General features: G+C 38.4%; 13 protein-coding genes. All 13 read right to left on the reverse strand.

The genetic code is table 11. The features are described 5' to 3' along the window. A partial coding sequence (gene aceB / locus M313_RS0117075; protein ID WP_010198111.1) for a malate synthase A occupies positions 1-1,215 on the reverse strand: 1,215 nt, incomplete at its 3' end. A gap of 165 nt (positions 1,216-1,380) precedes the next feature. Beyond that, the gene (locus tag M313_RS0117080; RefSeq protein ID WP_010192217.1) at positions 1,381-2,640 is read right to left on the reverse strand and encodes a M48 family metallopeptidase; all 1,260 of its coding nucleotides are present in this window, start codon (positions 2,638-2,640) and stop codon (positions 1,381-1,383) included. 103 nt (positions 2,641-2,743) lie between these two features. Next, positions 2,744-3,052: an AzlD domain-containing protein gene (locus tag M313_RS0117085; protein ID WP_010192218.1), complete on the reverse strand. Its 309-nt coding sequence runs from the start codon at positions 3,050-3,052 to the stop codon at positions 2,744-2,746. After that, entirely contained in the window at positions 3,045-3,770 is a 726-nt protein-coding gene (locus tag M313_RS0117090) for an AzlC family ABC transporter permease (RefSeq protein ID WP_010192219.1), read from the reverse strand. The genes M313_RS0117085 and M313_RS0117090 overlap by 8 nt, the downstream gene beginning before the upstream one ends. Before the next feature lie 556 nt (positions 3,771-4,326). Beyond that, on the reverse strand, positions 4,327-4,593 hold the full coding sequence (locus M313_RS0117095; protein WP_234946571.1) for a DUF3817 domain-containing protein: 267 nt from the start codon (positions 4,591-4,593) through the stop codon (positions 4,327-4,329). Between the two features lie 160 nt (positions 4,594-4,753). Further along, the gene (locus tag M313_RS0117100) at positions 4,754-5,176 is read right to left on the reverse strand and encodes a hypothetical protein (RefSeq protein ID WP_234946580.1); all 423 of its coding nucleotides are present in this window, start codon (positions 5,174-5,176) and stop codon (positions 4,754-4,756) included. Continuing rightward, positions 5,173-5,478 (reverse strand): antibiotic biosynthesis monooxygenase family protein, encoded by a 306-nt coding sequence (locus tag M313_RS0117105; protein WP_010196349.1) that lies wholly within the window; start codon positions 5,476-5,478, stop codon positions 5,173-5,175. Before M313_RS0117105 ends, M313_RS0117100 begins: the two co-directional genes overlap by 4 nt. A 104-nt stretch (positions 5,479-5,582) precedes the next feature. Next, entirely contained in the window at positions 5,583-5,717 is a 135-nt protein-coding gene (gene sda, locus M313_RS23935) for a sporulation histidine kinase inhibitor Sda (RefSeq protein WP_010196351.1), read from the reverse strand. 376 nt (positions 5,718-6,093) lie between these two features. Next, complete coding sequence (locus tag M313_RS0117120) at positions 6,094-6,831, reverse strand: LytR/AlgR family response regulator transcription factor (protein WP_010196353.1); 738 nt, start codon at positions 6,829-6,831, stop codon at positions 6,094-6,096. Between the two features lie 28 nt (positions 6,832-6,859). Then, on the reverse strand, positions 6,860-8,521 hold the full coding sequence (locus tag M313_RS0117125) for a sensor histidine kinase (protein ID WP_029326512.1): 1,662 nt from the start codon (positions 8,519-8,521) through the stop codon (positions 6,860-6,862). A 463-nt stretch (positions 8,522-8,984) separates the two neighbouring features. Continuing rightward, complete coding sequence (locus M313_RS0117135) at positions 8,985-10,019, reverse strand: alpha/beta fold hydrolase (protein ID WP_010196366.1); 1,035 nt, start codon at positions 10,017-10,019, stop codon at positions 8,985-8,987. Further along, positions 10,012-10,458, reverse strand: a complete 447-nt coding sequence (locus M313_RS24715) for a hypothetical protein (protein WP_148979073.1) — start codon at positions 10,456-10,458, stop codon at positions 10,012-10,014. Before M313_RS24715 ends, M313_RS0117135 begins: the two co-directional genes overlap by 8 nt. Positions 10,459-10,486: 28 nt before the next feature. Then, the gene (locus M313_RS0117145; RefSeq protein WP_010196370.1) at positions 10,487-11,263 is read right to left on the reverse strand and encodes an SDR family oxidoreductase; all 777 of its coding nucleotides are present in this window, start codon (positions 11,261-11,263) and stop codon (positions 10,487-10,489) included. Positions 11,264-11,669: the final 406 nt, after the last annotated feature.

Consider the following 11,669-nt stretch of genomic DNA (forward strand, 5'->3'; position numbering starts at 1 on the left):
CAAGCAGAACGGCGATTGTAAACTCCCTGATTGTTCTTCCCTTTGATACGCGTGCAATTGATTCTGCCCTTCCATATGCTCATTGAAAACTTCTAATGCCACCGGAACCAATGCTGGATGCGCTACCCACGTTCCATCATGTCCATCTTTTACTTCACGAAGTTTATCTTCCCTTACTTTTGCAAATGCTTGCGTGTTTGCTTCCTCATCATTTTTCACCGGTATCTGAGCTGCCATCCCGCCTATTGCAAAGGCGCCACGTTTATGACAAGTTTGGATAACCAATTGGGTGTAAGCTCTCATGAATGGCACTGCCATTGTTACTTGGCTTCTGTCCGGTAAAAGGAAAGTTGGATCATTTCTAAATTTCTTTATGAAGCTGAAGATGTAATCCCATCTTCCACAATTCAGTCCAGCCGCATGCTCTTTCAGCTCGTATAGTATTTCATCCATCTCAAAGGCTGCTGTTATGGTTTCAATCAATACAGTCGCTTTAATGGTCCCTTGTGCGATTCCCAATTCATTCTGAGCAAATACAAACACATCATTCCATAACCTTGCCTCTTGATGACTTTCAAGCTTTGGAAGATAAAAATATGGAGCGCTTCCATTTTCCTGCAAAACCTTGACGTTATGAAAGAAATACAATCCAAAATCGAAAAGGCTGCCAGAAACTGATTCGTTGTTAATTTGCAAATGTTTTTCTTCCAGATGCCAGCCTCTTGGCCTAACAAGAAGGGTGGCGATTTGCTTGTTCAGTTTGTACTCTTTTCCATTTGAAGCGGTAAAATCAATTTTACGCTGATTTGCATCACGCAGATTGATTTGTCCTTCTATCATGTTGCTCCAAGTTGGCGAGGAGGCATCCTCAAAGTCCGCCATGAACACTTTGGCGCCGGAATTAAGTGCATGAATAATCATTTTACGGTCAACCGGACCTGTTATTTCCACTCGTCTGTCTTGAAGATCTTGTGGAATGGTGTTCACTTTCCAGTCACTTGTACGAATAACTTTTGTGCTATCAAGGAAGTTTAATGGTTCTCCTTGATCAATTCTTGCCTGTCTTTCTTTTCTTGCAGTTAACAATTCTCTTCTTCGCTCATTAAAAGTATGATGGAGCTTCTCGATAAAACTTAATGCTTCCTGTGTTAGTACAGTTTCATAGCCATTTCTCATTACACCTGTAACGCTGATTCCTGTTGTACCAGTATTCACGATATACTTGCCCCTCTCTTGTTATGAAACAGTTAGTATATTTGTATTGTATTATATAACAGAAGGTTCGCAAAAAAAAGACTTTTTTGAAATTTTATGCGCAAATATTTTTCGACACGGTCAAAAAACGACAAAAAAAAGAAGCAACGCAAACTTGCACGTTGCTCACTCTTCTTTAACATACCGCTCCAAATGGGCGATTCTGTCCACCATTGGAGGATGGGTATATCGAAAAAATTTCACTAAGGCTGGAGGGTTCACTTCACTTAAACTAGATCTTGTAATCTCCTGAAAAGCTTCTATAGCTGGTTCTGTCTCACCGGTCAGTTCAATAGCATACACGTCAGCCTTGTGTTCTTGATATCGAGATACAGCATTTGTTACCGGACTTGCAAGAAATAGCAGCAAAGACACCAGTAACAACATTAAGGGCAAGGAGGAAAGTTGGTTCAAGCTATTGATTTTCCACCTCTGGCCGAACCTGTCTATCAACTTGCCTGCAGTCAAATAAATCAAGTAAAAAGCAAAGAAAGAAAACACAATGTATCCTGTGATACCCATAACGATATGATTCATATCATAGTGACCCATCTCATGTGCCATGATAAACAGAATCTCCTCTTCCTGAAGTCGAGTCAATAATGTATCCCATAACACGATACGTGAGTTCCCACCAACTCCCGTAACATACGCATTGATGCTATTCGTTTTTTCGGCCATATTTACTTCATATACCCTGTCAGCAGGAATATCCGCTTCGTCAGCCAACTCCAGGATTTTTGCTTCTAACTGCTTATCTTGTAGCTCGGTAAAGTCATTATATAAAGGATCTATGACAACCGGCTGAATATACATTATAAAAAATACAAGTGGAATAAAGCATCCCCAGGCAACTGCCCACCACCATTTGGGGAATTTACGGATAAGCACATAGAGAATTAGGACCACTATCCACATGATAAGGATTCCTTCCCAAAATCCAACAACCTGATCGCGCATCCAGCCGGAAAAAGGCTGAACTGTAATGCCATAATCTTTTGATAGAGAATAACGCAAATAACTTAGTGGATAATGAATAACCGTGCTAAATAAGGTTAGCCAAAAAAGATAAATTCCTGTCTGAAGTGTTTTATATTTTGAGACTTTCTCCGCCCATCCTTGAATGGCCTTTGCCCCACCTAAAACAAGAAGAAGGAAATAAAAAATCCATTCCACTGGAAGTGTCAGAAAATAGATCGTATTTCTAATCTTGGAGTATTCTTCTGTAATCATCAGTTCTTTGTTACTTAAAAAAGTTGCCGGGTCCGCTTTCGTCCCTGCAAGGTCAGCTGGAAGAGATGTATCTGCTCCGACCCATATGTAAAACGTGACTGCTAAAGCATAGAGAATATAGCCAACCAACAATAAAGAAACCGTCTTTTTCACATTTTCGCACCTCCTCGTCCTAAACAACCTTGTTATATTCTATGCCACCATATAAAAAATAAGCAGGCTATCAGAAAGAAAAGCCTACTTACTTCAATCCTTATTAACCAAACAGCCAAGAATACACACTCAAAGCTGCAATGGAGCTGACTACAACCAGAATGACGTTAGCACCGAAATAAGCGACAATAAATGCCACTGTTGCGCCAATCACGCCATACATAATATCTTCATTGATCAGAAAAATCCCAGGAACAATCAGGGCCCCTAGGGTTGCATAGGGAACATTCTTCAATACTGCCTGTACAAATGGCGGCAGTTCCTTTCCTTGAAACATGACAAACGGTATTAGTCTTGGAAGATAAGTGACTACAGCCATGCCGACAATCATAATGAGGATGGTACTATTCATCTGCCTTCTCCTCCTTTGACCATTTCGCGAATAAAAGCTCGATTCCAACAGCACTCGTAATCGTCGCAAGCACAATTGACCATCCAGCAGCTATACCAATTACCAAAGAAAATACAGAGTTAAGAATAGCCGCAGCGCCTGCAAGCAACACCACTTTACGGTGTTTTTTTAAAGAAGGCATCAATAAGCCAACAAACATGGCATAAAGGGCAACTGCCATGCTTTCTTGAAGGGATGAAGGTAAACTGCTCCCGATGACATGCCCGACCCCTGAGCATACCACCCAGCTGGAATAGGCGATTAAGATTACTCCGAACATATACCCTGTCTGTATGGTGCCCTCTTTTGTAGCAGTGACAGAAAAGGTTTCATCTGTAATACCGAATGAGAAGAGCGATTTTTTCCAGAGGCTTTTCTCTTCCACCTTCTCATTAAGGGAAGCGCTCATTAGAAAGTGGCGGATGTTTAAAATAAATGTGGTCATGACAATTTCAAATACTCCCGATCCAAGCACAATCATGTTAAGAGACATATATTGAGCCGCTCCGGCAAATACGAGCAAGCTCATTAGCACGGTTTCAGAGACCGTCAAACCCGCTGATTTTGCCAAAAGGCCGAATGTAATAGCGATTGGTATGTATCCGATTGCGATGCTGACTCCAGCTTGCAATCCATTTCGAAAAGAAGAAGGTTTTCTAGCTGCGATGGTAGTAGCCACTGTGCATTTCTCCTATACTAGTAAATTGAATTATTTATAAATATACTAGTAGTTTACTGGATATGTAAAGAGTATTTCGCAACACGAGATAATTTTCTTAATTGAAAAATCGGTGAAACCCGTCCGGTTCTATTTCGTTGCTTGGTTAGGCTCCGCTGTTCCTTTCCGCAAATGGCTTCGCTTTCCGCGGGACGGTGCTTGAGCCTCCTCGCTGCGCTGCGGGGTCTCAACCTACCGTTACTCCCCCGCTGGAGTCTCCGTCATTTGCTCCAACCCACAGCTGAAAATTACGTAAAAGATACGTTCATGCTTATTCGGTTTTATCGGTTAGATGCTTTTTCATAAACCCTTAAATGAATGAAGTCCCCTTGTTGATTGGAGTGGAAGGCGCGCAGACGCCCGCGGGAGGAAGGAACAGGGAAGACCCCACAGGGCGAATGCCCGAGGAGGCTTCCGGACCGCCCGCAGGCAAGCGAAGCGCCTGGAACGGAAATCAACAGGAAATTAAACTTTCTTATCTTTCTTTTCACTAAAAAACTGACTCCAATCAGTAGAGTCAGTTCACAAAAGATTTTTTCAAATAGTTATCAAATACAAAATTCCCGAATGGGATAAAAGCAACAACTACAGCCCCTGCTGCCCATTTTAGAGACCATCTTATTTTCAACGTGATATATGCAATGAATAAACAATAAGTGATGAATAAGAAGCCGTGTAAAGCTCCTACAACACTTACCGCTTCCGGAATGTCAAACCAATATTTCAATGGCATTGCTAAGAAAAGAAGGACAAGTAATGATCCGCCTTCTATTAAACCCATCATTCGAAATCTTCCCATAGTGTTTGTCATTTTCTATCAGCCTTTCTTAATCAAACATGATTTCTTCTATTATAAATCACTTCGACAGTTTCTCTCGCTCATACCCATGACAATCCTGTGAATATCAATAAAGACAATGCCGTCGACACAGTCTTAATGAATTTTATACACTTTCGCTATTTTGCTTATATTCCTTAAGCACCCGGATACCTTCATCCAAGTAGGATAAAAAGCTCACTTCTATATCTTTGTCCAGCATTCCCACCATGTTTTCCTGAATTTTTTCAAAATTATAGATTATCATATCGGTTTTCAACCCTCTACTTACGAGTACACTGTTAAGCCACATCACATAGTCCAAAAAGGTTTGGGTATCATTGAGCTTATAAGCGGTGTGAAGATACAAAAAATGATAAAAATTGTCTTCAATGGTTCTCTCTTTTCCTCTCTCCCCAAACTTCTCTTCTAGAAAAGGAAAATCATTGTACATTGTTACCACGACTTTTTCCACAATTGGTCCTACATCCAAGTCCCCGATATCTGCTTTTATTTTTTTTACGGTTGAAGAATGTGGTGGCATAATCATGTTGCCACCACATTGAATTTTGTTATAGTAGGAATAATAGATGCCAGTTCTTGGTCTGGATATTTCTTTTCGAGTTCATGAATTTTTTTATAATCCTCACTTCTAACCCATGAGATAAAATCTTCTTTGCAATCCCACTCCATGAAAACGGTAAGTTCCCCTGCTTTATTTTCATTTTGTAAAAGAAGAAAGCGCTGAAAACCTTTCGCCTTTTCTACTATTCTAGAACGGTTGTGGTATATAGAAATAACTTCATCTGCTTTTTCAGATGGTACTATGAAAGTGGAATGAACAATGTACATACTTTATGTCTCCTTTTAAATGTAATCATAAAGAAAAAAGATGTTGACTACTAACATCACATCTCTTTTCATTCTCTTTTATATTATCGTTCTTTTCATTATTATTAATTGGATACAGGTATATCTATTTTTCTCCGCTTCATTTCATCAAGAATCAGCTTCAAGAACTCTTCGTTCAAGTCGTTTATTATAGCTGCTTCGTAAACTTCCATCAAAGATTCATCACTCAACAAATCCATTGTAACCCCTCCCATATAAAGGATATTTTAAGTATCGGATGTTTGCCACTTATTTAATTTTCAAAACGATTCGATTAATTTTGTGTTTTCTTTAAATAAGATAGCCTTTCATCATCTTTTTAAAATTCCCATCTTTTATAGGTGAAATAAAGGATTTGTCAATTATTAAAGATATCTTTATTTTAGCATTTTTAACGAAATTCATTCCTCTTTGTCCAATTTTTCTTATACCTTTTGAGCATTTCATTATTGCTTTTCGGTGCACTACTTTGCCATTTCAACCGTTAAGATTCAACATTTAAGAACATTATTGGAATTTTTATGAAAAATGAAATATTGCAAAAAAAGGAAAGCTCAAACCACGAAGTTCTCAAGGTTAAGATTTCGTGATTTGAGCCAATAGCTCCTGTACTTCATTTATTTTCAATTTAGAAATATGGGCATATTTCTCATGATTGGTGAAGTAGGCAAAATAGGTTTCATTTTTAGGTGTGATGTGTGACAACATTCTTAGATTAACAATATAAGATCGATGTGTCCGATAAAAATTCTGATCCAACTGTTTATAGATATCACTGATATTTTCATAGGTTTCAATGGCCTGGTTGGTTGTATAAATGATGCATTTCTTCCCAGATTTTTCTATAAAAATGATATCTTCAAAAGGTATGTAGTAGAAGGAACTATTTGATCGGATGGATAATCTTTTATTCGAGTTTCTTTCTTCCGAATCCGCAACCTCAGCAAGTAACTGGGCTTTGGCACGTTCCAACGCTTTGTATAATCTGATTTTCTCAATCGGCTTTACAATATAGTCGACTGCCGAAATGGCAAATGCCTCCACTGCAAATTCGTTATAACCTGTCACAAATATAAACTTTAGTTTAGGAGAGAATTCAAGGCATTCTTTTATTGCATCCAAGCCACTTTTCTTTGGCATATTTATGTCCGCAATAACAAGATCCACCTTGTTTATCATCACACTATCAATCAGTTTCTCTCCGCTATTACAAGTATCAATAATTTGAAATTCCTTCAGCTCTCCTATAAAAAACTCCAATATTTCAAGAGAATTCTGATTGTCATCAACAATTACTACATTTATTGGTTTCAATCGAAGAAAACCCCTTTCTTTCGATGTATTATATCGGTACCTTCACCCAGAAGGTACTCCCTGTTCCCTCTATGCTAGAAACGCCAACGGTTCCTTTCATTTCTAAGACATTCTGTTTTACAAGAGTCAAGCCTATGCCTGTCCCTTCCACTCCTGGAATGGCATGATTCACCCTGTAAAAGGGCTCAAAGATGTTATCATGGTGACTTTGTGGGATGCCAATTCCCGTATCTTTCACAAATATAGCCAAGTACCTGCCATCCACCCTCCAATAAAGCGTGACAGTTCCATTCTCTTTGTTGTATTTAATCGCATTGTTTAATAGATTGACCAATACTTGTTGAAAACGTATAGGGTCGATTTCTATCGTAATATCCTCCACATCTTTTTCAATGTAAAGGGATATCCCTTTTTCCTTTGCATTATTGCTAACGGCATGCAAGCTATCCCAAACAGCATCTTTTATTCGGATTGGTTTTACATTTGTTTTAATAGTTTCTGGATTTGTATCTATACGAATTAGCTCTAAAATGTTATTAATGAGTTGCAGAAGATGCCTGCTTGAACTTAGTATTTTGGCAAGTCTTGATTTTTGCTTGTCTGTGAGTGGATCTTTTTGATCACTCTCTAAAACTTGACTGTATCCTATAATAGAATTTAACGGCGTTCTTAACTCATGACTGATCATTGCCAGAAAATTCGTCTTAGTTTTACTTTCTCTCTCTACTTCATTTTTTTCAATGATAAGCCGTAATTTTCTCTCGTTTTCCTTAAGATGCAGGTTTGCTACTTCCAATGTTTCTGTGTTTTGGGTCAACTCGTCTACTTTTGTCATTCTATCCAGCACAATAGTTACCTGGTGGCAAATAGAATGGATTAAATCAAGTTCTTCTGATGTAAAAGTGGAACGTTTTTTGGAACCGAAAGAAATGGTACCGACAAGTTCCCCAAATGATAGTAACGGTTCACAAACGTATGATTTGACTCCAAGTGGACGAATCAGGTCCAAAATTTTATCCCCTCTGCCATCCAAATGCTCAAAAACCATTCTTCTTTTATTTTGTGCAACAGTACCACACACAGCCGTTCCCTTTTCAAGGTACATAAAGGTCTCCAGCTCTTCATTGCAAATTCCATGATGGTTGGTTAACACAAGTCGATTCAGCTCCTTGTCCCAACTATAATTAAGATAGATATCAAGGTCCAACACTTGTGAAAGTTTATGAAATAATGAATCTAGCAGTTCTTTTGGATTTTTGATAGAGGTCAACATGGCAGCAGATTCATTTAGAACATTAAGCTTTTCTGTCTGTCTGTAAAGCGCTGCTTCCGTCTCTTTTTGTTTATTAATATCCAAAAAAACCATAGAGAAGTGATTTGCATCAATAGGATAAATGATCACGTTAACCCATTGATCTGGATTTTCAAAAAGTTTCATTTCATGTTGTACAAAAATGCCTTCTTGTATTACACTGTATGTATATTTAAGTAATATATTAAATGCATCTTTATTTAAAAGATCTGAGAGTAGCTTCCCCTTCACCGATTGTTTGGTGTGTCCAAGGATCCTCATGGCTCCACCATCAATAGAACTGACTTTGAGGTCAGAATGAAACAGGATAAATCCTTTAGATACATGGAGAGGTTCTCTTTCACGTTGTATTAAACTATTAACCACGATGATTTCCAACCTCCTTTTTTACAAGGAAATAGCACATTAGAACTTGTACTATATGCATTATAGCTTTTATACTCAAGTATTTGAACCTTATGTTTCTTCTATTCGATATGTATGCTTTGCTATTTTACATCTAAACACTATTGAACAACCACTCAAAATAGCACTTTTCATGCAGCTTTTACCCTCCTTTCACACCGAATAAACCTTATTTCACAAGCTTTTTTCTACTTTTTGATAAAAACAAAAAAACAACATTACCCTTTATTGAAATAATGTTATCCCGTGAAAACTTAACAATATTTACCGCGATTTACATACAAAAAAGAGAAGCAAAAGCCCCCCTACTGGTTTTCTTTTAGACTTATTAGAAATTGCATAAAAACGGTTGCTCCTATTCCCATATATTCTATATAAGGGTTCATATCCCATTTAAGGTTCTCATGTAAGACATTCATATTTTATCCCTCCCACTCTATGAATCTGCTGGTTCTGACCGTTCATGCAACCAATTATCCAGATATCCAGGTAGTGTTCCATTTTCTACAGATGTACCTGTATGTCCCCCTGATAAAATGTGAGATGTCTTATCGACACTACCCACCTCATCCATAATTGGCAGAATGTGATCAAGCGGTACAAGTCGATCTCCCTCTGTGCCTACTACAAGTAGATTCGCACTAATATTAGATAGCTTGACATCTTGGCCATTTATTTTACTTTCATTATTAATAAGCTTGTTATCTTTTGTAAAATCACCAATGATTTGCTTGGCAACACCACTGGTTAAAGGAATGTGTCCTTTTGTCCACGTATTAAACTTGTGCCATTTTTCTACATAAGCTTTATTATCCCGATTTAACAAAAGAGATAGATAAGGAGTAAAATATATAGGTGATGTAACCATACGTATCCCCGCTTCCACGTGAGAGGCTGGAATAATTCCAAACTCATCCATATAACGAGAGCTGTCCCAATTATCTTCTCTCAAAGCTTTTACCCATTTATCAAAATAACTAGGAGTGCTGAAATCAACAGGCGTGACAAACAAGACTAGATTTTTTATTGGTTCCTTTGCTATAGAAGCATACATAGCCGCAAGTGTCCCACCAAGACAATAACCAAAGATGGTCATTTCTTTCGCACCGGAATGCTTGATTGCCTCCTTAACCCCACGTTGAATATACTCTGTAATAAAGTTATCTAGTGTCATGTCCCTATCTTCAAGCCCTGGCTTTCCAAAATCAATCATATAAACATCAAAGCCCTTTTTCACAAGTGCTTCAATAGTACTCCCACCCGGTATCATGTCCAGGATGAATGGCTGATTAATTAAAGAATAGATGATAAAAATTGGCACGTTGTATTTTCTTACAGGTGCTTGGTAATACCAAAGGGTAGCTTTGTTTTTTCTCCAAATAGATTGTCTGGCCGTTACTCCATCCTTGAATGGTGTTTCATTATAATGCATCATTTCCTTTTTCCATGCATCCAGCTTCATATCATTCATCAAGATCACTTACTATAGAACGAACAATCTTTTCATCATGTCCAGGCAATGAAGATACGATTGCTTGGCGTTTGGCCATGTCTTCCAAAATTACTTTTGCCATACTTCTTTCCGGGTTTTGCCCCGAGGAGGTAGTTCCTTCCTGTAACTGCCCTTCAAGCCGGTCAATTTTATCTTCAATTTGAATAAGCAGCTTAGCAATATTGGCAACGTCGTTTTTAGTAGGAAAGTTATATTTTAAAGAAAGCACTTCTACTTGTTCTCGCATCTTTCTTAACTTTTCTGCTTCTAATTCGCTTTCAAGCCCTACAATGCGAAATACCGACTCTTTGTTCAGACCTGACTTTATCGCTTCATTCCACTCATTCTCCAATTTTATTGCTTTAACTTTTAATTTTTTGTTCCTTTCCTCTTTATTATTGCTTGAATGCAACATCATTGGTTCACCCTTTCCTTCCAATTCAACCTCATATTAAGGAGGTCATCCCTCCATCTACCACCAAGATGTGTCCTGCACAGTAATCTGATGCGTGAGAAGACAAAAACACCACCGCTCCCTTTAAATCATGTTCGCCTCCGAAACGTTTTGCAGGTATTTGTTCTTTTAACATTGGAGCAGAGTGCTCTATTATTTTTTCGGTGATTTTAGTAGGAAACATTCCAGGTGCGATGGCATTCACTTGTATATTATAAGGAGCAAGTTTTACAGCAAGATCTTTTGTAAACGTGATGACCCCTCCTTTGCTTGTATTATAAGCAATTGTGTCCATTAGTTTTGGATCTGTCCCACCCATTCCAGAAACAGAAGCAATATTGATTATTTTTCCGTTACCTTGCTTCTGCATGATTCTTGCCGCTTTTTGGCTAAATAAAAACAATCCTTTTAAATTCACGTTCATCACTTTATCCCACTTGTCAGCTGGCAAATCCAATGTTGGCGCCATCCAAGAGGTCCCACTGTTGTTTACAAGGATATCCAACGTTCCGAAGTGCTTAACCGTTTCCTCAATGACAGATTGAATTTCTTCCTCTTTTGTTACATCACACGCAAATGCCAATGATTTTACACCTAATTGTTTCAATTCCTCGCTTACTTTTTGGCAAGATGTAAGATCACGTGAACATACAACAACGTTCGCCCCCGCTTCAGCAAGAGCCTTTGCCATTTGTGCCCCAAGCCCTTTTCCTCCCCCAGTCACAATTGCCGTCTTGTTCATTAGATTGAACAAATCTTTTACTTCCATAATGTGTCCCCCTCTTTGATTGCTAGTTTCCTTTTTCAGTCTAGTAACAATTAATAGATTCCATATAGTATAGTAGGGAACTACTCAAGGTGTGAGTAAAATGATGAATTGGTGGAGGCGGAAAATACTATTACTAATAAAGGTATGAGAAACCTGACAAATACTCCTCAATCCTTTTAGTGTTTGGTCATACGCCGCTGTTGATTTCCGCAAATGGCTTCGCTTTCCTAGGGGCGCTGCTGGAGCCTCCTCGGCTTCGCCTGCGGGGTCTCCACCTAGCGCTATCTCCCTCAGGAGTCTTCGCCTTTTGCTCCAATCAACAGCTAGAGATTACAAGAACTATAAGGTATTATTTTCAAGTTACTCAAATACCTCTTCATAAACCCAAAGTTGAATGAAGAAACTA

Origin of the sequence: Bacillus sp. m3-13 (assembly GCF_000175075.1) — a bacterium.
Lineage (GTDB): Bacteria > Bacillota > Bacilli > Bacillales > Bacillaceae_I > Sutcliffiella_A > Sutcliffiella_A horikoshii_C.

What these genes read in the sequence shown, in the direction of transcription:
- M313_RS0117135 (WP_010196366.1), bottom strand. Translation starts at nt 10,019, where the DNA reads ATGAATGATATGAAGCTGGATGCATGGAAAAAGGAAATGATGCATTAT.
- M313_RS0117095 (WP_234946571.1), bottom strand. Translation starts at nt 4,593, where the DNA reads ATGATGGGTTTAATAGAAGGCGGATCATTACTTGTCCTTCTTTTCTTA.
- M313_RS24715 (WP_148979073.1), bottom strand. Translation starts at nt 10,458, where the DNA reads ATGATGTTGCATTCAAGCAATAATAAAGAGGAAAGGAACAAAAAATTA.
- M313_RS0117100 (WP_234946580.1), bottom strand. Translation starts at nt 5,176, where the DNA reads ATGATTATGCCACCACATTCTTCAACCGTAAAAAAAATAAAAGCAGAT.
- M313_RS0117085 (WP_010192218.1), bottom strand. Translation starts at nt 3,052, where the DNA reads ATGAATAGTACCATCCTCATTATGATTGTCGGCATGGCTGTAGTCACT.
- M313_RS0117105 (WP_010196349.1), bottom strand. Translation starts at nt 5,478, where the DNA reads ATGTACATTGTTCATTCCACTTTCATAGTACCATCTGAAAAAGCAGAT.
- sda (WP_010196351.1), bottom strand. Translation starts at nt 5,717, where the DNA reads ATGGATTTGTTGAGTGATGAATCTTTGATGGAAGTTTACGAAGCAGCT.
- M313_RS0117145 (WP_010196370.1), bottom strand. Translation starts at nt 11,263, where the DNA reads ATGGAAGTAAAAGATTTGTTCAATCTAATGAACAAGACGGCAATTGTG.